Source organism: Acididesulfobacillus acetoxydans (assembly GCF_902729405.1).
Classification (GTDB): domain Bacteria; phylum Bacillota; class Desulfitobacteriia; order Desulfitobacteriales; family Desulfitobacteriaceae; genus Acididesulfobacillus; species Acididesulfobacillus acetoxydans.
In genome coordinates this window covers 1928265-1949065 of the sequence record NZ_LR746496.1, presented here as the reverse complement: position 1 = coordinate 1949065, position 20801 = coordinate 1928265, and the positions used below count along the sequence as shown (strand labels likewise).

General features: G+C 56.4%; 17 protein-coding genes. All 17 read right to left on the bottom strand.

Annotated elements, in window-relative coordinates; all coding sequences use genetic code 11:
- Positions 1-133: 133 nt before the first annotated feature.
- The 17 genes from MNU25_RS08585 to MNU25_RS08505 all read right to left on the bottom strand — a co-directional run bounded on the left by MNU25_RS08585 (position 134) and on the right by MNU25_RS08505 (position 20515).
- Positions 134-913, bottom strand: a complete 780-nt coding sequence (locus MNU25_RS08585; RefSeq protein WP_240984689.1) for an enoyl-CoA hydratase/isomerase family protein — start codon at positions 911-913, stop codon at positions 134-136.
- Between the two features lie 70 nt (positions 914-983).
- Complete coding sequence (locus MNU25_RS08580; RefSeq protein WP_240984688.1) at positions 984-1841, bottom strand: amidohydrolase family protein; 858 nt, start codon at positions 1839-1841, stop codon at positions 984-986.
- A 180-nt stretch (positions 1842-2021) separates the two neighbouring features.
- The gene (locus tag MNU25_RS08575) at positions 2022-3044 is read right to left on the bottom strand and encodes a zinc-binding dehydrogenase (protein ID WP_240984687.1); all 1023 of its coding nucleotides are present in this window, start codon (positions 3042-3044) and stop codon (positions 2022-2024) included.
- A complete protein-coding gene (locus tag MNU25_RS08570; protein ID WP_240984686.1) occupies positions 3041-4816 on the bottom strand; it encodes an adenine deaminase C-terminal domain-containing protein in 1776 nt (591 codons plus the stop codon). Before MNU25_RS08570 ends, MNU25_RS08575 begins: the two co-directional genes overlap by 4 nt.
- A 134-nt stretch (positions 4817-4950) precedes the next feature.
- On the bottom strand, positions 4951-5235 hold the full coding sequence (locus MNU25_RS08565; RefSeq protein WP_240984685.1) for a ferredoxin: 285 nt from the start codon (positions 5233-5235) through the stop codon (positions 4951-4953).
- A 128-nt stretch (positions 5236-5363) separates the two neighbouring features.
- Positions 5364-6278, bottom strand: a complete 915-nt coding sequence (bzdQ, locus tag MNU25_RS08560) for a benzoyl-CoA reductase, bzd-type, subunit Q (protein ID WP_240984684.1) — start codon at positions 6276-6278, stop codon at positions 5364-5366.
- Between the two features lie 211 nt (positions 6279-6489).
- Positions 6490-6924 carry a hypothetical protein gene (locus tag MNU25_RS08555; protein ID WP_240984683.1) on the bottom strand — a complete coding sequence of 145 codons (435 nt, stop codon included), beginning with the start codon at positions 6922-6924 and terminating at the stop codon, positions 6490-6492.
- A 148-nt stretch (positions 6925-7072) separates the two neighbouring features.
- Positions 7073-7843 carry an acyl-CoA dehydratase activase gene (locus tag MNU25_RS08550; protein WP_240984682.1) on the bottom strand — a complete coding sequence of 257 codons (771 nt, stop codon included), beginning with the start codon at positions 7841-7843 and terminating at the stop codon, positions 7073-7075.
- Between the two features lie 201 nt (positions 7844-8044).
- A complete protein-coding gene (gene bzdO / locus MNU25_RS08545) occupies positions 8045-9352 on the bottom strand; it encodes a benzoyl-CoA reductase, bzd-type, subunit O (RefSeq protein ID WP_240984681.1) in 1308 nt (435 codons plus the stop codon).
- Between the two features lie 17 nt (positions 9353-9369).
- Entirely contained in the window at positions 9370-10497 is a 1128-nt protein-coding gene (gene bzdN / locus MNU25_RS08540) for a benzoyl-CoA reductase, bzd-type, subunit N (protein WP_240984680.1), read from the bottom strand.
- 33 nt (positions 10498-10530) lie between these two features.
- Positions 10531-11496, bottom strand: coding sequence for an enoyl-CoA hydratase-related protein (locus tag MNU25_RS08535; RefSeq protein WP_240984679.1), 966 nt, complete (start codon positions 11494-11496; stop codon positions 10531-10533).
- Between the two features lie 257 nt (positions 11497-11753).
- On the bottom strand, positions 11754-12944 hold the full coding sequence (locus tag MNU25_RS08530) for a thiolase family protein (RefSeq protein ID WP_240984678.1): 1191 nt from the start codon (positions 12942-12944) through the stop codon (positions 11754-11756).
- A gap of 270 nt (positions 12945-13214) precedes the next feature.
- Complete coding sequence (locus MNU25_RS08525) at positions 13215-13961, bottom strand: SDR family NAD(P)-dependent oxidoreductase (protein WP_240984677.1); 747 nt, start codon at positions 13959-13961, stop codon at positions 13215-13217.
- Between the two features lie 69 nt (positions 13962-14030).
- Complete coding sequence (locus MNU25_RS08520; protein WP_240984676.1) at positions 14031-15635, bottom strand: benzoate-CoA ligase family protein; 1605 nt, start codon at positions 15633-15635, stop codon at positions 14031-14033.
- Between the two features lie 518 nt (positions 15636-16153).
- Positions 16154-17023: a CoA-transferase gene (locus MNU25_RS08515; RefSeq protein ID WP_240984675.1), complete on the bottom strand. Its 870-nt coding sequence runs from the start codon at positions 17021-17023 to the stop codon at positions 16154-16156.
- The gene (locus tag MNU25_RS08510; RefSeq protein ID WP_240984674.1) at positions 17020-17919 is read right to left on the bottom strand and encodes a CoA transferase subunit A; all 900 of its coding nucleotides are present in this window, start codon (positions 17917-17919) and stop codon (positions 17020-17022) included. Before MNU25_RS08510 ends, MNU25_RS08515 begins: the two co-directional genes overlap by 4 nt.
- 109 nt (positions 17920-18028) lie before the next feature.
- Positions 18029-20515 carry an FAD-dependent oxidoreductase gene (locus tag MNU25_RS08505; RefSeq protein ID WP_240984673.1) on the bottom strand — a complete coding sequence of 829 codons (2487 nt, stop codon included), beginning with the start codon at positions 20513-20515 and terminating at the stop codon, positions 18029-18031.
- Positions 20516-20801 lie beyond the last annotated feature (286 nt).

Below are 20801 nucleotides of genomic sequence, written 5' to 3'. Positions count from 1 at the left end.
CGCTTCCGACCTCTGGCTTCCGCCTCGCGCTTCCGTCCTCCGGTCTTCACCCCGTGCTTTCGTCCTCTGGTCTCTGCCTTGCACTTCCCGTCCTCCGGCTTCTGATCTCCGGCCTTTGGTATGCCTCCGGCCCCTACGTATCCTTAAAGCTTGGCTTTCTTTTTTCCAGGAAAGCGGCCAAACCTTCCCTGCGATCTTCACTGGCAAACGCGGTGACAAAGTTCTGGATTTCCAAGATCAGGGCTGAATGCAGATCCAGATTGATCCCGGTGTTGAGAGCCTCCTTAGCCATTCTCAGAGCCACCGCCGGCTTGGCCGCAAGTTTGCGGGCCAGCTTCTGCGCTTGCGCCATTAGTTCTGCCGCCGGGACCACCTGATGCACCAACCCGATCTTCTTCGCCGCTTCTGCCTCGATGATTTCTCCCAGAAAGACCAACTCCTTGGCCTTGGCCAGCCCCACCAGGCGGGCCAGGCGTTGCGTCCCGCCCGCTCCCGGGATAATCCCCAGGTTAATCTCGGGCTGACCCAGCTTGGCCGTCTCGGCAGCCAGGCGGAAATCGCAGGCTAAGGCCAGTTCCGCGCCGGCACCGAGTGCCAAACCATTGACGGCCGCAATCACCGGCTTGCCCAGTTTTTCAATCTGTTCATAGGCTTCACGGGTAAGGTGACAAAAAGCATAGGCCTCCACAGGTGTGAGCTGCACCATTTCCGCAATATCCGCCCCTGCGGCAAAAGCCTTTTCTCCGGCTCCGGTGATGATGACCGCTTTGATCCCGGGGGTTCTTTCCACTTCCCCCAGAACCCGGCTTAGTTCCCGCAAAATCCCGCTGTGGAGAGGATTCATAGGCGGGCGATTCAACGTTAACGTGGTAACTCCGTCATCTTGGCTCACCTGAATGAATTCATAAGACACAGTTTTTTCCCCCTATACGCTTGCTCGTATGCTTGCCTGCGCACCTGAATGCTCGAAACGGTACTCAATCCTACGGACTAAGTCCAAGAATCTTGGCGGCATTCCCACCCAGTATTTTTTCTGCCCCGCCCGGCGGCAGATTGAAGTTCGCAATGGCCTCCATGTTGCGCCCAATCCAGGGGGCCCCGGGCCAATCGCTGCCGAAAATAATTTTGTCCGTGTTGCGATCAAATTCCGGGAAATAGTCAAAGAGTTTTCCCGGCGGCAAGCCGGAAATTTCCATATATACATGGGGATGAAGCCTGGAAAGGAAGAAAGCCCGGTCATACCAGAACCCCCGACCGGAATGCGCCATGACCAGATTAAGGTTGGGGAAATCAACCGCCACATCATCCAAATGAAGCGGGTCTCCGTATTTGAGCCTGGAACCGCGGAAAATGGAAGAGCCCGTATGAATCAGGACCGGAACTCCCAGATCCTCCGCCACCCGGTAAAGCGGATAGATGCGCGGATCATTAAGATAATAGTGTTGGTAGGTCGGATAGAGTTTGAGGCCGCGAAACCCCTCGTTCTCGACCAGACGCTGCAATTCTTCACCCGGCCTGGTGAAGATGTGGGGATTCACATCGCAAAAGGAAATCAGGCGGGGACGGCCCCGGCAGAAATCCCGTACCTGTTCATTCGTACAAACCCCGGTTGTAATATGACTTAACTCAGCGAGGACACAGGCATAATCCACACCTTCGCCGGTCAGAAATTCCTCGAAAGCTCCCGGATCCCGGTAGCGCCGGATGTATTCCTCATACCCCTCCGGGTGCGCCTTTTTCATCCATTCCGTAACCCACGGGTGGTGGAACGTATAAACACCGAGATGGACATGGAAATCAATGCGCAGAGGCCGAGGCGGTCCTTCCGTGACTCGCGGCATCTTCCTCATCTCCTTTTTCCTTGAACCCTCGCCCGCTGCCTGCCGGACGGTTCTCAGGAACCATGGCAGCGCAACCCGCCCCACCCGCTTATTGGATCCCGCAGTTCCAAGTTGTAAAGAACAATGACTGAACGGAAACACGGAAACGGCTGAGCGGATGAGAAAGAAAGGACAAAAGTTCTAAGGAACAACGACTGAACGGAAACCCTGGCCGGAACGCACGAAATCCAGCCCCTCATTGATCTGATCGAGGGAGAACCGTCTGGAAACCATCGTCTCGACTTGAAGTTTTCCCGTACGCACCAACTCGATGACCTTGGGATACTCTGTCAGGGGACAACCTAAAGAACCGATGACCTCCATCTCCCGGTACATCACTCGGCTGGCATTCAAAGTCATCGTGTGCTCCGTATAGCCGACGATCACGAGACGTCCCCCGTTGCGGACAGAGCTGAAGGCGCTCTCCATCGTCTTGGGATTACCGATACACTCAAAAGCAATCTCTGCCCCTCCGCCCGTGAGTTTACGAATCGCTTTGGCCACGTCCGGAACCTCTCCGGCATTAACAGTGGCCACGGCTCCCAATTCTTTAGCCTTATTCAATTTGACCTCCATCATGTCCACCGCGATCACCGAAGCTCCGGCGGCATTGGCCACCTGCACCAAGTTCAGGCCTACGCCGCCGCACCCGTAGACAATGACCGTGTCGCCCGGTTTGACTTTCCCTCTGTTCTTGACAGCGTGGAAGGGAGTCGTGATGGCGTCGGCGATGATGGCTCCCTCAATGAGAGGAATCTCTGCCGGAAGGTGAAAAACGTTACTGGCCTCGGCTTTAATGTACTCCGCGTACCCTCCGTCCACATCATTGCCGAGCATCACCATATGCCTGCAGATGTTGCCCCGGCCCGCCCGGCAGTTGTCGCAAACACCGCAAGCCATGACCGCGGGCAGGAGCACCCTGTCACCCACCTGAAATTGGCTCACACCGGCCGCGACTTCAGCCACGGTACCGGAAACCTCATGACCCAAAATGAGGGGCGGCTTTTTGAAAGTGGGAACGCCGTGGTCAAGATAGTGCAGGTCCGTGTGACACAGACCGCAGGCCGCGACTTTAACCAGGATTTCCCCGGCTCCGATTTGTGGCTTTGGAACTTCTTCGACCTTGAGCGGTTGATTAGCTCCGTAAAATACCGCAGCTCTCATGTAATAGCACCTCTTCTTCCCTTAAATATCACTTTTTGTTTACGGACATCGACAATTCCTCGAGGCGTAATGCGCACATAAGGTAAACCCGTGAAGGCCAGAAAACCAAGGCCGAAGAGGGGATCATCCCAGGGACAGCCTTTACCTTGGAGATAAGTGTTCAAACTCATCCAGGCTGCGGCGGTCTCAGAGAGGCCGGCGCCGGAGAGAAGGCCCCCTATCCCTAAGGGCACTTCGCCGATAATCCGACCGCCATCGACCAGGACGGCGCCGCCGCCTATCTCTAACATGCGATTGGCCGCCTGAGCCATCTCTTCATCACTCGACCCCACCACCATCGGCAGGTGGGTTTCGTGGGCAATGGCGCTGGCATAACCACCGATCTCCGCCCCAAAGCCGCCGAGGAGTCCGGTCGTCCACTCTTGCCTCTCTTCAGCCCAAAGGCTGATTTTCATGACCCCCGGCAGGCCGGAAATTTCCAGGCGGCCATCCACGATCGGTACGTCTAAGACACGTTCTTTCGTGATCGTTTTGTTCACCATGTGAATACAGGGAAGCGGAACAGAAGTGTCCCCATCGCTTTCCAAGACAAAATCCTGCGCTTCGACCGGTCGCCTCGGCACCCGTCCGGTCCTCCAGTCCGCCAGCGTCGTCCGGGGAAAGGAGGGAATGCTTACCAAGAGCTTCCCGTCCGCCGCTACGGTTTGCCCGCCCACCCAGACTTGTTGCGGCTCGGGCCGACGAATATCCGGTACCAAAAGCATGTCGGCCAGCCGCCCCGGTGCCACCCCGCCGATCTCCTGATCGAGCCCCAGATAAGTGGCCGGATTGATGGTCACCATTTGAATCGCCCGGACCGGAGGAACCCCCAATTCCACCGCATAAGCCACCAGGTAATTCATATAACCGTGCCGAAGGAGATCCTGGGGAGCAAACCAATCCGGTGTGAGCATCACCCGGGCGGTATCAAGACCCGGATTCTCTGTGATCAGGCGGGACAACTCCGCCAAGTCCGCCCGGATCGAGCCGTGCCGTAAAGCCACATATAGACCCAGGCGCAAACGATGCAAAGCTTCCTCCGCCGTAATGCTTTCATGGCAGGAGGAAAAGCCGGCAGCCGTCAGGGCATTCAGTTTCTCATAAGAGCAGCCGGACATATGCCCCTCGATTCTCTTGCCTTCTGCTTTTGCCGCCACGAGTTTGGCGAGAAGCTCTTGGTCCGGCTCCGCCGCAGTCAACCTGCCCCAGGAAGTGACTTCACTCACCGCCAGGACCCGCGGCCGGGCCAGGAACCGCGCCACATCAGCGGCAGAGAAAATCTCTCTGCCCTCAAATTCAGACAGCGGAGGGCAGGTGGCCGGAGCGGCAAAATAGTAGCGAAAGGGAATTGAGCGAGTCGCCTCCAACATGCGTTCAAACCCTTCTGTTCCCAGGGCGCCGGAGATATCATGAGTATCGGTCAGCATTGCCGTCGTGCCTGTGGGCAGGATGTTCTCCGCCAGGACGAGCGGATTAACGATAATGTCGGCATGTCCGTGCACATCGATTAAACCGGGCAGCAAGTACATGCCTTCGCCATCCACGATTTCCGTGTTCTCCCCGGCCCGTGCCTCAGGTCCGACATAGGCTATCCTTCCCCGCCAGACAGCCACCGCCTGCCCCTCCAGTATTTCACCGGAATAGACGTTCACCAAGCGGATATTGTGCAGCAAAAGTTCCGGCGCTCTTCTCCCCAGAGCCACCTGGATAAGACCCGCCCTGGTTTCCAGCAAAGGAATTCCCCCCTCAAATCACCAATTCGGTTCCTCCCTCACCCAGTTTCCAGTGAGTGAACTCGTTCGACTAAAGTTGAAGGAATTCACCACCCCAGAGGTTTCCATCAAGGCATTCACCTTCCTCCTCCGCCCTACCAAGAATGGCTGATCGCGTCCGCCACGCAGGCGAGCTGGCAGGGCAAACGCGGCGGTCGCCCCGACACCGGTTTACAGGCGGCACAGATTTGTTTGAGTTTGTTGCGCGCACCGGTGCGCACGGTAGCGACTTCTTCATCCCAATCATCAAACTCGATTTCGAAGACTTGACCGGGGCAGCCGTCCAGACAGCCATGTTCTTCGCACAGGGAGCATTTGTCCGTATCAAGGCTGATATAGTACTCTCCCGATCCATCCTTGTAACCATGGTTGGCTATCATCTTTACACCCGCTTTCTACTTCCTGGCACGGTCCGGGAGCAAGAAACGATCAGGAAGGTTCCGTTCCCTAAGCAACGAGAATGACTCGAGGTACCGGAAAATACTTATCGGTTCGGGACTGAAACGGCCTAGCGGCCCGCCATTTTGCCTTGCGGCGCGGATTTGTCTTTACCGGCCTTGGCGGCCAAGGCTTTGGCGAAAAGGGCCCCGCCCAAAGCACCGGCAATCTGGGTATCATAGATGGGTTTTAAAGCCTCAACCCCCAAAATCCGCTCAATGCGTTTAACCACACCGGGATTCTTGGCGATGCCGCCGGTTATGGCAAAATCCTTCTCCATGCCGTTTCGCTCCAGCAGACTAACAACCCGGCTGGCCATCGCCGAGCAATACGCCGCCAAAACCTTCTCTTTCGACCAACCGGCCCGCAGCAAACCTGTGGCTTCCGTCTTGGCAAAAACGACGCAGGTACTGGATACCGGGGCAGGTTCTTCCTCGACACTTAAAGACATAGCCCCAACGTCCTCAATCGGTACCGCCAGCAGGTTGGCAAACACCTCCATGCCCCGCCCGGTTCCGGCGGCACACTTGTCGTTCATGAGGAAAGAAGTCACCTTGCCCCTCTCGTCACAGTGAATCGCCTTACAGTCCTGTCCGCCCATGTCCAGGAGGGTACGCACCGTCGGTCCGTACATAAAATTCGCTCCCCGGGCGTGACAGGCAATTTCCGTGACCGCTTTGTCGGCAAAAGGCACGTTCACTCGGCCATAACCGGTTCCGACCGTGAAGCGGATATCATTTAGCGTCAGCCCTGTTCCTTCCATGGCCCAATTGATGGCATCAAGGGCCGAGCTCGGGCTGTCAGAGCCTGTGCGCATGTTGGAAAAGGCGTAGAGCTCCCCGTCAACCATAATCACTGCTTGCGAACTGGTCGAGCCCACATCCACGCCGGCCGTAACCAAACTCCCTCTCCAGTCCGGGATATCCGGGTTCTTCCAGTTGTACTCTTTCCATCTCCAATATTCCTTCGTCTCATTCTCATTCATAGGATTCAACCTCCTTCTCCATGATGCTCCTCAGCTTTCCTTTCACGGCCTCTCCTCAGCTTATCCTTCTCAGCTTCCCTTTTCTTAGCTTGCTTTTATTAACTTCCTTTTTTAGCTTCCTCTTCTTAACTTCTTTTTCAGCTTCTTTTCCCGGCTCCGCTTTCTCAGTTTCTTTTCCCGGCTCCGCTTTCTCAGTTTCTTTTTCGCGGCTTCACTCCCTGCGCTTGACTTCCCGCCATTCTTCTATCCACCCTCGCGCCTCATCCGTCTGACCGCGAACTTTGAGCCTCGAACTCCGGACCCCGTACTTCCGGTCTCTGACCTCTGGCATCCGGCCTCTGACCTCCGGCATCCGGCCTCTGACCTCCGGCATCCGGCCTCTGACCTCTGGCATCCGGCCTCTGACCTCCGGCATCCGGCCTCTGACCTCCGGCATCCGGCCTCTGACCTCTGGCCTCCGGCCTCTGACCTCCGGCATCCGGCCTCTGACCTCCGGCATCCGGCCTCTGACCTCCGGCATCCGGCCTCTGACCTCCGGCATCCGGCCTCTGACCTCCGGCATCCGGCCTCTGACCTCCGGCATCCGGCCTCTGACCTCCGGCATCCGGCCTCTGACCTCCGGCATCCGGCCTCTGACCTCCGGCATCCGGCCTCTGACCTCCGGCATCCGGCCTCTGACCTCTAACCTCTAACCTCTAACCTCCGGCCTCCTGCCTCCGCCCTCTGACCTCCGGCCTCTGACCTCTGGCATCCGGCCTCTGACCTCTGGCATCCGGCCTCCGGCATCCGGCCTCCTACGTGATCTCCACCGCATAAAGGGCTGCTCCCAACGCGCTGACGTAATCCGGGTCCTCCGGCACCTTGATCTCCTTTTGTAAGTCATCTTTAAGGGATTGAACCAGACCTTGGTTACGCCCCGGACCACCGATAAGTGCCAGGTCGTCTAAAAGACCTACCCTGCGTACCATCGAACTCACGCGGTTGGATACCCCATCGTGCACGGCCCGGGCAATGTCCTCCTTCGGAGTTTTTTGGTGAATGAGGGATACCACCTCGGATTCCGCAAAGACGACACACTGGGCATTCATCGGAACTTCTTTGCCATATTTCATAGACAGGGGACCCATTTCTTCCGGAGTGGTCTGTAAAGCCCTGGCCATGGACTCGACGAAAGAGCCTGCTCCGGCGGCGCATTTTTCGTTACTGGCAAAATCAGCGATTTTGCCGTCAGATGTCAGCTTAATCGCCCTGCCTTCTTCGGCCCCCAGATCAATGACGGTGTTCACCGTGGGCACAAAATAACGTGCTCCCTTTGCCGCTGAACCGATCTCCGTGATATTTTCCTGAGCAAATTTCACTTCGTTGCGCCCCACACCCGTCGATACGACAGCCGCTACCTCAGCCGGGTTGATCCGGGCCGCCTGCACGGCCGTTTCGTAAGCTTGCCTCGCCGATTCATTGGCGTCAAACCCCGTCAAAATCAGCGCCTTGCCGATAACTTGCCCGTCTTTCAAGACCACGGCTTTGGTATTGCGGTTACCGCTGTCGATTCCTACTGTAATCATTTTGCAACCCCCTTCGTCAGAGTCAAGCCCTCAGTCGTTACGACAAACCCAACATGCGTTTAGCCCGGCCCGCACTCACGGCGACAAACTTACATGCGCTTTCCCAAACCCGCATCCTTTGCCACAAGCCATCTTCACTTTCCCCAGCCTGCAGTCGCCGATGGCGGCCCGATTTGCGGCGACTGCAGGATCGCTTAAGAATCAGCGTATTTTCTTCACACCCAGGCTTTCCATAAAAGCGTCCACCCGGGCCATGGTCATATTTTCGTCAAACTCGCGCTCATCACCCATATTTCCTTCAAAGGTCATGACCGGAAAACCCGCTTTCAGAAGTCCGAGGCGATTTTCGGCAATCCCCAAGCTTAAACCTTCGCAGCCGCGGTTATAGTGAAGCATGATGCCATTGAGTTTCCATTCTTTGGCGATGCGCAGCATCATCTCGGTCTTTAACTGGGGGTGATAAAAATGCTGCCATTCCGGTTTGGAGAGGTTCCAGTCCACCATCAGTTCCATCGCTTGTTGACGGGTTTTAATCTCGATCCCTTTTTCCATGGGTGTGGTGCGCGGACCCCAGCTCCCGTCTTCCTTGACTTCCCAGATACCCTCCAAACCAAAAGTGTAGAGGGAACCCACGGAAACTGCCCCGTATCGTTCCAGATAACGGAAGATCTTGAGGAAGGCCCAAGGCGGCTGGGTATCGGACATGAGGCGGACCTGTTCGTTACCGACGGCGGCAATCCCCCTGGCCACCCGATCTTTAACCTCTGCCAGAAGCTCGGCGTAGAAATCCGCCACTTCCCGGGACGCCTTGCTCAAAGTCGCCAAGACGTAGAGAGAATACATGGTTTTCTCCTCAAGGGGGGCGGGCACCGCTTTGTTCTCGGCGCACACTGCCGCCCAGAGGGAGGTGCTGCGCATCTCGTTTTTGACCGCCTCGATGAAGAGTTCGTCGTCGAATTTCCGACCGGTCGTTTTTTCCAGCCATTCGACCCCATCCTGGAGCTGGTCCACGATGTATTTGATTTTGGCCGGAGTGACGTCTTTATAAGGACCTGCCGCCACATCGACGTCCCACATGGGAATTCCGCCTTCTAAATCGGACACCACTTGGTACCATTTGGCGTGGCTGCAGCAAATATGGTCTTGCCAAATGAAGTCCGGTTTGGGATACCCGCCGCCATAAGGATACTTATCGATCAAAATGGATCCCCAGTACAATCGCATATAGGAGCAGAGGTCGCGGGCATAACCCGCATTTTCCGAGGCTTCCAAACATTCCAGGGAAAGCTCTTTATTATGGGCCAAGGTCGCCCCATAGGGTTCACTGGTTAAAGAGCAGACGTCCCTTCCCAGCCCGGCCGGAACGGCATCAAAGGACCAGGCCCCTCCGGCCCAGCGCAGTCCCCCCTTCTCATGGGCATCCCGGTAGTCAAGATAGTATTTCTCCCGTAATTCCTTGGCCTTGCCCCAAAGCTGCAAGGGTTCGGTCGGATAGATCTGTGTGCTCATGCTATTGCCCTCCCTATTTAGAACAAGTCCTCTTGCCGCATCATTTCCAGGAAAGCCTCGACCCGGATCCTGAACGGCCCGAGTGGAGCGGTAACATCAAACTCCAGAAACAGGGTGGGAATCCCTTTTCCTTTCAAAACCTTTTGAATCGCCGGGATATCCAGTTCGTGCGGATCACAGAATTTTTGCTGGATCACAATAACTCCTTGAACGTCATAATCCTCAATCAATTTCTGAATGTGTTCCAGCCGCTTGCGCTGCGGCCAATCTTTGGTGGGGCAGGGCACCCGATCGACATAGCGGTTGGCGATCTCCAAGAGGCGGTCCTCATTGGGCACGCTTTCATTCCAGAAGTAGCGCGTTCCCGTACAATGGTCATCTATGACAAAGGTAGCCCCGCAGACTTGTTCAACCATTTCCGTAAAGGGAATATCATCATTCTCGCTGCCCAGGATCATGAGCCTTTCCCCTGTCGGACGCTTGAGCTCCCGCTCAGGCAGTTGCTCCAACAGTTTCTCCAAGGCTTGGTTGTGCTCCCGTTTGTCCGTCATTTGACTGGAAAGCACCAGGTACATCGCTTCTTGTCCGCTAAGCGGCGGGTTTTCCTGTCTCCTCAGTTCGAAGATCCGCTTAAGCAGGCGCCGGTTAGTGTTGACAATATCAATACCTCGATCTAAATCTGCGTCCGTGATCGTTTGACCCGTCCATTGTTCCACCGCTTCTTTGAATTGTTCCAGCTCCGCGCGCAAGAAGGTACGGGAATGAGCGCTTTGGACATTGTGGGGCATGGGCAGATAGTAACTGAACTCCGTCGGTCTATGCAAATCCCAGCTTGTGTAAGCCTGCCGTATGTGCAGACAGGACTGGGCAATGGTAATACCGTCCAGATAGGAAAACCTGTCTTTAAGCCCTTGGGCCAGTACATCGCGGGAGAAGGGACAGTACATGCCGAAAATATGCGGTTCAGTCACATCTTGAGGCTCGTGTCCACCCAGAATCCGGACAGGCAGGACATTGGCGGCGTAGAGGATTTCCTCCGGCACATAGGTACAAAAATAGCCAATAACCTTGCTCCCGCTTCTTTCTTTCCAGTCCCTGGCATAATCATGTCGGTTCGTGTACCATTGCTTAAATTGTGTGAACATGCCTCTATCTCCTCTCTCCTCTTTTGCCGCTCCTCAGCCCCGCTTCAACTCGGTTCCGCAGACGCCGCAGAACTTGAACGCTTCAGGAATTCCTTTGGCGCCGCAGCTCGGACACGTGTGGGTGTACGGACCGTAAAGAAACTCACTGGAGCCCCCCTCGGCCGCCTTCGTGCGCAAGCCGATGTAGTCTTTGGGCCGCTTCTCGACAAAAGCGTTCATTCCTTCATAAGGCTCGACCGAGGCAAAGTGCAAAGCCAGCCATTCCTTGGCGTGCCCCACCGTTGAACTCCAGGCGAGGTCTTTCCAGAAATTTGTCTGCTGCTTCGTGTAGCGCAGACACTCGGGGAATTTGTGCACGAGCTTATCGGCCATCGTGGCCACCGCCTCATCCAGCTGAGCACGCGGTACAACCTGATTCACCAAACCCCATTCCAGGCATTTTTGGGCCGGAACCGGTTCACTGAGAAAGAGCATTTCCCGCGCCCGCCGATCTCCGACGATGATCGGAAGCCACTGGGTGGCCCCGCCGGCCGCCACGCTGCCCACCATCGTTCCGACTTGCTGAATCGAAGCATCCTCCACCATAATAGCTAAATCGCATGCCATGTTGAATTCATTGCCACCGCCGACCACCATCCCGTTAATCCGGGCAATCGTGGGCTTGCCGATATTGCGCAGGATGTCATGGCACTCCGTAAAGACTCCCATCCACTTCCAGTAATCCCTAGGCTTCTTCGTGTAGTCCTCCGCATATTCTTTGACATCCCCACCCGAGCAAAAGGCCTTTTCCCCCGCTCCGGTGAGCACGACCACCGCCACGGAGTCATCCCAGGAGGCATCCCGAAAAGCTGTGGTCAATTCCTGCAACGTCAGGGTGCTGTAAGAGTTGTAGACATGGGGCCGGTTGATCGTGACCGTCGCGACCCAGCCTTTTTTCTCGTAAATGACTTCCCGAAAATCAAATTCGCTCGTCGCTTTTCCTGTAAAACGTGGACTCATGCTTCTTCATCCTTTCTTCTACACTCGTTAAATTTCTTCGGTGGTATCAAACCAGAAACCTATCGCTTAACTTGCCTCTCCGACTGCCTTGACTTACCGGCTCCCTTGACCTACCGGCCCCCTTGCCCCGCCGGCTCCCTTGACTTAACGACTTCATTGACTTAACGACTAAGTTTTAGGCTCTTAGACTTACTAGACTTTAATGGGCTTTATCAGATTTAATGGGTTTTATCAAATTTAATAGACTCTAATAGGCTTTAATAGATACCTTCTACGATCATGGCCATCCCCTGCCCCCCGCCGATGCAAAGGGTCACCATGCCGTAACGGGTCTGTCTGCGGCGCATTTCATGGAGCAAAGTCGTCATGAGCCGCGCCCCGGTGGCCCCGATGGGATGGCCCAAGGCGATGGCACCCCCGTTGACGTTCACTTTCTCCCCATCCAGCCCCAATTCCCGGATCACGGCCAAGGACTGGGAAGCAAAGGCTTCATTGAGTTCAATCAATCCAATGTCCTCTACGCTTAAGCCCGCCTGTTTCAAGGCCTTGCTCACTGCCGGCACCGGCCCAATCCCCATGATTTGCGGAGGCACTCCCACGACGGCATCGGTCACCAACCTGGCCATGGGCTTCAGACCCAGTTCATTGGCTTTCTCCGCCGACAGCAAAACCACGGCGGCCGAGGCATCGTTGCGGCCACAAGAATTGCCGGCTGTCACGGATCCCCCGGGACGAAAGGCGGGCTTTAAGGCGGCCAGTTTCTCCAGGCTCGTATCCCGTGGGTGTTCATCCGTCGCAAAGACGAGGGTGCCTTTGCGGATAGGCACGTTAACCGGTACAATTTCCTCTTGAAAAAGCCCCGCTTCCAAGGCTTTCCGATAGCGTTGCTGGCTTTGCAGGGCAAAGGCGTCCTGATCCGCCCGGGAAACACGAAACTGTTCGGCCACATTTTCGGCTGTATCGCCCATAGAAACGGCACCATAGAGGGAAAGGGGCTGTCCCCCCGGACCGGCTTCCGTCAGGGAGTCCACCAAGACACCGTCTCCGGAACCGTAGCCGTAGCGCGCGTTTTTGAGATAGAACGGTGCCCTGCTCAGACTTTCCGTCCCGCCGGCCACGACCACCTCCGCCCTCCCCGTTTGGATCTCCTGAGCTCCGCTGCTAATGGCCTGAAGGCCGGAGGCACACTGGCGGTGCACGGTAAAGGCCGCCGCCTCTTCGGGAATCCCGGCCAAAAGGGAGATGACACGGGCAATGTTGGCAGCCTCCGTGGTCTGGCGGGACCACCCCATAATGACCTCTTCCACAATTTGCGGACTTACCCCCGCCCGCGCCAGCGCTTCCTTGACCACGATGGCCCCCAGATCCTGCGGCGGAATGTCCTTGAGGGTACCGCCGATCGTGCCGATGGCCGTCCGCACCGCACTGACGATCACTACCTCTTTCATCCGAACCCTCCTAAACTTTTCCTCTTTTCTGCAATCCAGGGCTCTCACAAAGCCCTCCGTATCCGCCTTCCCACATCCACTCTTCCGCTAATGTCCGCTCCTGCTTCTACTCTCCCATACTCGCTTTGGTTCCTGCACTTCCGTATCCGCTTTCACAGGTCCGAGTGCCCGTATCCGGCGCAGGTGACCCTCCGGCCGCCAAGCCGTGGAAACGACTTCCGCGTGTCCAATGATCCGCCTCCACTTTCTCCCCACTGCGCTCACACGGCCTCAGCGCATGATCATCCCTCCGTCGATGCAGAGAATCTGGCCCGTGATATAGCCGGCTTCCGCAGAAGCCAGAAATACAAACCCCGGGGCCATCTCCTCCGGCTGGCCGAAACGGCCCAAAGGCACCCTTTCCAGGTATTTGTCGCGCAATTTCGGGTCAGAGGCGATTTTCTCGGTCATCTTCGTCTCCGCGAAAGGAGAGATGGCATTGACCGTGATCCCGTATTTAGCCAGTTCCCTAGCCGCTGATTTGGTAAAAGCACTGATGCCGCCCTTGGCCGCCGTATAGTTCACCTGGCCGATGGTCCCCTGCAGCCCCGCCGAGGAAGTGACGTTGAGAATGCGTCCGCTTCTCCTTGCCGCCATCTCTTTGGCCACGGCCTGCGTACAGAGAAAAGTCCCTTTGAGATGGACATTAATCACTTCGTCCCATTGCTCCTCAGTCATTTTGAGCAGCATGGCCGGGCGCGTCAAACCGGCGTTGTTGACAAGGATGTCGATCGGGCCCAGTTCGGCTTTCACCTGGGCGACCATGGCCTGGACCGAATCCTGCCTGGCCACATCCGTTTGCACCACACAAGCCCTCCGCCCCCTTTGCTCTACTTCCCGCACCACCTCGTCGGCACGGGTGATGGACCGGCTCACCAAAGCCACATCCGCCCCCTCAGCCGCAAAAGCGATAGCCACTGCCTTACCGATACCTTCTTTAGCCCCGGTGATCAGAGCGACCTTTCCTTGCAGTTTCACCCTTTTATTCCTCCCCCCTGGCACAATCCCGGCACATCAGCAAGTTGTCCGACTTGCACTCTCATCCGGCTACTCCTCCTCTGTCTCGTCCGCCCTTGCGCTCGTACCCGCCGGCTGGTTCAATTGTCTCAACCGATACCTCAGCATCTTACCGGAGGCTGTCTTGGGCAACTCCTCGACAAACTCAACCCAACGCGGAAATTTGTAGGGAGCGATACGGCTCTTGACAAACTGCTGAATCTCTTTCGCCAGGTCGGTCGACGCGCTAAACCCCTCTTTGAGCACGACGTAGGCTTTCGGCTTCTCCAAGTTGTCACTGTCCCGCACCCCGATGACCGCACATTCCAGAATCGACGGATGTTCCATCAGCGTATTCTCCACCTCAATCGGAGAAACCCAAATCCCCCCGGGCTTGATCATGTCGTCCGTCCGACCCACATACCAAAAGAAGCCTTCTTCATCGATCAGGTATTTGTCACCGGTGTTGATCCAGGGCCCGCAGAAGCTCTGTTTGTTCTTTTCATGCTTGTTCCAGTAATAAGCACAGATACTGTCCCCCTTGACCATTAAAGTGCCGATTTCCCCAGTAGGCACGGGATTGCCTTCCGCGTCCACCAGTTTGGCCTCATAACCCGGCACCGGCTTGCCCGTACTCCCCGGTTTCGCTTCCCCCAAGCGGTTGGTGATGAAGATGTGCGTGATTTCCGTCGAGCCGATTCCATCCAAAATGATCAGATTGAATTTTTTCCGCCAAGCCTCGTAGACCGACTTGGGCAGGGACTCCCCGGCCGAAGTGCAAAGTCGAATCGAATGCATGTCGACATCCGGAATACGGTCCGCCGCCTGAAGCAGAGCGGAGTAAGAAGTGGGAACTCCATAGAAAAGAGTCGGCTGGTAGCGGCGCACCGCGGCAAAGACAGTTTCCGGTTTGGGCGCCTCCGGCACCAAGACCGTAGAAGCGCCCACCCGGAAAGGAAAGTAGAGAGCATTACCCAACCCGTAAGCAAAGAAGAGTTTAGCCACGGAATAACAGATATCGTTTTCGTTGATATTTAAAATGGGCTTGGCATAGAGATCGGCACTGACAATCATGTCATGCTGGAGATGCACCGCCCCCTTGGGAAAGCCAGTGCTGCCCGAACTGTAGAGCCAGAAAGCCGGTTCATCCTTATGCGTGTCCGCCGGCTCCAATTCATCTGAAGCGGCCTGAATCAGCTCATCATAGGACATTTGTCCGGGTCCGGCCTGTCCGGCCACAACCAAGTGCTCAAGGTAACGCAATTCTCCCCGGATCGATTCCAGCACCGGAACGAGCGCCTCACTGACCACAGCCACTTTGGCCCGGCTGTCATTGAGTAAGTAGAGGTAATCCTGGGCTTTGAGAATAGTGTTGGTCGGAATCGGCACGGCACCCATTTTGATGGCCCCGAAAAAAGTGGCGACGAACTCCGGCGAATCGAGCAGGAGAAGCAGCACTCTGTTCTCCCGTTCCACCCCCAGGCTCTTTAAAGCATTTCCCGCTTTATTGACCAGACGGAAGACCTGTTCATAGGTAAAAGTCTGATCTTGGTAATAGATTGCGACCTTGTCTCCCCGGCCCAATTGCAAATTTTTGTCCACCAGTTCGACGGCCACATTGAATTGTTCGGGAATCTGCAGGCTAACCTGGCTCATACGGAACACTCCTTTTCCGGCAAATTCTCGTTCGGTATCCGGTCAATCGTCCCTAGCCCCTGAACTAAACCAGACCTCCGCTACACAAGCCCTACCTCAAAAAATAGAGGTCCTCCCAGAGCCCGCCGGAGCTTATTAAAAGCAGAAGCATCCCGGCCTCCGGCTTCTGATGTACACCTCTGATGTCTGATGTACACCTCTGATTTCTGATGTACACCTCTGATGTCTGATGTACACCTCTGATGTCTGATGTACACCTCTGATTTCTGATGTACACCTCTGATTTCTGATGTACACCTCTGATTTCTGATGTACACCTCTGATTTCTGATGTACACCTCTGATTTCTGATGTACACCTCTGATTTCTGATGTACACCTCTGATTTCTGATGTACACCTCTGATTTCTGATGTACACCTCTGATTTCTGATGTACACCTCTGATTTCTGATGTACACCTCTGATTTCTGATGTACACCTCTGATTTCTGATGTACACCTCTGATGTCTGATGTACACCTCAGACGAGCTTCCCTAACACCCCCGCCGCATCCAACCGGCGCAGGATCACTAACTCAGACAGAGTGGGTTCAGGTGTCACAGGCACCTCCGGCGGAAGTGCGGGTCTGAATCCGGTGTTTCTCACGACCTCCTCCCGGCTCACACCGGGGTGAAGGGACTTAAGACGCATCACCTTGCTCCTCTCCTCAAAATCAAACACACAGAGCGGAGTTACGACCAGCGCGGGGCCCTCGCCCGGCAATCCTTGGCCCAGCCACGTCTCGGGCCCGTCCAAGAAACCCGGGCCGCTGTTAAAGTCGACTTTCTCCACGAAAGTCCGGGCATTATGCGCAGTCGTGTAGAGCACGGCCCGGCCGGCTCTGGGGAGAAAGGGCAGCCCCACCGTTCCCGGGCCTTTAAGCAGCGGGTTGTGCCAATCCCCGACGCAAACGAGGTTGCAATTGCCATACTTGTCTATTTGCAATCCGCCGCCGAAAAAAACATCAAAACGTTTGCCGTGCCCCTCCAGCAGGATCACATCCGGCAAAGGCAGCATCGCGTCGGCCCGCAGATTCTCCGCCGCACAGGAGGAGAAAACCAGAGGCTCCAGACGCGGGTTCACCGCCCCGCTCCCGCCGGCAATGTACGAGAGATTGGGAGCGTGGGTTTCCTGAGCGAGACGGCAAGCTGCCATAGGAATCATGCTCACCGCCCCCATGACGGCGACTTCACCGTCACGGAGGTGACGGGCCATAACAACGGTCATTAATTCCGCCGCAGAATAAGCTTTTTCCCCCGCATCGTCCTTCCCCTCAGGGCGTCCAGACTCCCTAGGGTTTCCTGTCTCTTGGGAATGCCCCTTGTCCCCGGAATAGTCCTTTGCGCTCACTCAAACACCCCCTCACTTCTCAGGCTGTTCAACCGTCCCCGGCCGATTGTCGCCGCGTATTCCTCTTCCGGGATGTCCAAGACATACCGGTGCAGATATTCCGTCCAAGACTCCGGACTCTTGCAAGCTTGCAAGTAGGCTCTGAGGTGTCCCTCATCATCGCGGTAATACCCGTGCGAAGAGGTGGGATGACAACCATAGGGCGCTTCGACCACTGCCGAAACCAGGAAACCGGGCACATTGACCCGTGTCGCGCCGTATTTTGCCGCCAGATCGGGCACGATTTTTTCCACTTGCAACACGACGGTCTCCGCCGCCAAAATCATTTGCCGATCCGTAAATTCACTTCCTTTGAAAATGGCGTTCCCATAGGGATCCGCCTCCTGGCAGTGAATCAAAGCCACAGAGGGCTTGAGCGGGGCGGCTGTCATCACCTGCTCTCCCGTATAGGGATCGGTGGTAAAGCGGTAGAATTCCGGATCGATTTTGTGCAGGTCGTTTAATTCCAGTCCTTTGGGATAAGGAATAAAGGGTAAACCGCCGGCTCCCGCCTGGAAACCATAGACCAGGAAAGGCTCGTCACATTCTAAGAGTTTCACCGTTTTCTTTTCCACTGCCCGCCGGAAATTGGGGGCAAGTCCCAAGTGTTCAAACCCGACGTAAGCCGTCAGGATTTCCTCGACCAGTCCGCTGCCCAACAGGAGGTCCGCGTTAATGTCGGCCGAGGGGCTGGTAATGAGCCGCTTGATTTTCTTGTTCTGACGGATGACCTCCCGGATGAGAGCCATGGGATTGTTGTGCATGTGCATCCCGCCCACGGCCAGGGATGGGCAATCGTCCGGGACAAAACGTCGAATGGCTTCGCTGAGCGGTATGACCTTACGGGTACGCTCCATTCCCGTACTCCTTTCTATCTCAAAAACTGTCGGTTCCGCACTGGTGCAACGCCCGCTCGTTTTCATTTTCGGCCTGAGTCGCTGCAACTCATGGGAATTTATGCCTTCTTTAGAAGAGATCATCCAGATCGTCGGCTCCCTGCGGCAGTCTCCCGTGTTCTTGCAAGAACTGCTGCATCAGCTGGCTCTCCCTCTGTGTGTACATCCGGTCTTCTTCATAGCCAAAGCAGCAGGCATTTTCCCTGCCCAGCTGCTCTTTCAAAGCCTCGCGCAGGTTGGCTGTGCCAACGATACTAATGATTTCTTTGTCAGCGTCGAGAAGTTGATAGACCCCCTCCGTCTCGGGGACCTGTTCCACGGTCTTCGCGTCAAAAACGAGCCACTTTTCCGGCGGTCTGGGCGCTTCCCGCAGCCGAAGCCTGAGCTGGCACTTGAGACACCGACCTGCTTCTTCCTCCGCCATCTCCTCCAACAGCCCGATGTCGACCTCGGTGAAAGCGGTATAGAACAGTTCACCGGTGGGGCAAGCGGAAGATTCAGCGCCGCAGGCGACCTGCTGCTTGCTCTTTTGCCAGGGCCGCTTGGCCTCCCCCACTCGGCCGGCTAAAGCAAAACCTTCCTCGGGGCCAAGCCAGGGATTCCTCTCTTCATAATCCAACAGGACCTCAGAGATATCCCCGTCTCCGCCCAGAAATTTATCCATGGCCCGGGCGGCCCGCCGGCCCTGAGCAACCGCCTCAATCACAGAAGCCGGACCCAGTACGGCATCGCCACCGGCAAAGACACCCACCCGTCCGGTCATCAAGGTTTCCGGATCCACCCGGATCCCCTTGCCGTCAAGAACCGGACCGAAGTGTTCCGGTAAGTCCACCTCCTGTCCAATCGCGACGATAACCTGGTCGAATTCCCGGGCAAATTCGCTGCCCGGCAGCGGTTGCGGCCTCCTCCGGCCACTCCCGTCCCGAGCGCCCAAAGCCTGGCGTTGACAAATTACATTGAGCGTCCTGCCGTTGGAGGTCCCCCCTTGTTGGATCCTGACCGGGGCCGACAAGAACTCAAACTGAACTCCTTCGTGGGCCGCTTCACCCACCTCGCCCGCATAAGCGGGCATTTCCTCCCGGCTGCGCCGGTAGAGCACCGTCACATTTTGCGCTCCGAGCCGCAGAGCCGTCCGGGCGGCATCCAAGGCCACATTTCCCCCGCCGATCACGGCCACCCGCGACCCGACCGCCGCATTTTCCCGCAGGGCCACCCCGCGCAGAAAATCAATCCCCTGCACGACCCCAGCCCTGTCTTCACCGGGAATAGCGAGAGCCACCCCTTTCTGGGCGCCCACTGCGACAAACACCGCAGCGTACCCTTCTTCTAAAAGGGCATCTGCCTTCTCAATCCGGCTCTGGGTTATAACGCCAACACCGAGGGCCTCAATCTCCGCTATTTCCTCCCTGAGGATATGCTCCGGCAGGCGATAAGCCGGAATCCCGAATCTCAGCATACCACCCGCCTGGGAGCGGGCTTCAAAGACGGTCACGGAATGTCCTTTCAGGGCCAGATAATGGGCCGCCGTCAAACCGGCCGGACCGGAACCGACCACCGCCACTTTCTTACCCGTAGGCCTTGCCGGTTTTCTCCTCTCTTTCCAAGCCACACCGCCGTGGTCGGCAGCGAATCTCTTTAACCGGCAGATGGCCACCGCCTCACTGACTTGCCCCCGGCGACAGGCATCTTCACAGGGATGAAAACAGACCCGACCTAAAACACCCGGAAAAGGCACCTTTTCCCGCACAACGGCCAGGGCTTTGCCATATTCCCCCCGCGCCACATAGTCCACGTAACGCGGAACGTCAATTCCGGCGGGACAAGTCCCGCGGCAAGGAACAAGATTCGTTTCCCGTTCGCCGCTTTTCACGTCTTTGTCGAGCAAAGCCCCGGTCGGACAAACTTCCACACAGGCCGTACAGAATCTGCAGCCCGAATCGACCAGGGATTCCGCCTTGGCCCGAACCAGAGTGCGTCCATTCCACTCGTAGGCCTCCAAAACATCGACACCCCTTAAATCCCGACAGGCCCGGACACAGCGCTGACAGCCGATACAAAGGTTGTAATCCCTCGTAAACAGCGGCTCTTCGGTAAATTTGGGCAAACCGGGATAGACATAGCGTCCCAAATCTTCCCGTAAACCCACATGCTCAACAACTCTTTCAATTTCGCAGTTCCCCAGCTTCGCACAGCAGCGTTCGTTAACCGCCACGTTGCTCGAACACTGGGTCCGGCTGCACCCCACCTTTTGGGCACAGGTCAAACAGGCGTGAGGGTGATCTTTGAGCAGGTGCGAGAGATTGTCCCGGCGCAAGCGCCGGATTTCTTCCGTATCGGTCTGAACCTGTAAATCCTGGGCCGCCGGTGTCTCACAGGCACGAACGACCTCCGAGCCCGCCTCCACGAGACAAAGGCCGCAGGCTCCGCCCGGAGGCAAATCGGGGTGAGCGCACAGGGTCGGAATGTAGCTCCCGGCCAGGTGAGCGGCTTCTAAAAGCGAAGTCCCCTCCGACACCTCGATCGTTTTTCCGTCGATAAACAGCGACACCTTCTGCACAAGCTCACCTCCTGCGGTCAATCCAATTCTGATGGTTCCAATCTCGTTGATTTGAATTTTAGGTTAGATTAGAGCAAATATTGTGCCATTGTCTGGACTCAAACGCCGTTTTTGCGATCATTTGCGCTTAAGCCACAGAGTCGGGGGTTGAACGGTCACAAATTAACCGCCAACGGTGACCCTGAACAGATCAGTCTTTCCGGTCCGCGATTTAGGATGACAACCGCTACTGCAGAAATGCAGTGGCGGTTTCCCTTCAATTGTGAAAGTCCTGAAGGCGTCCACC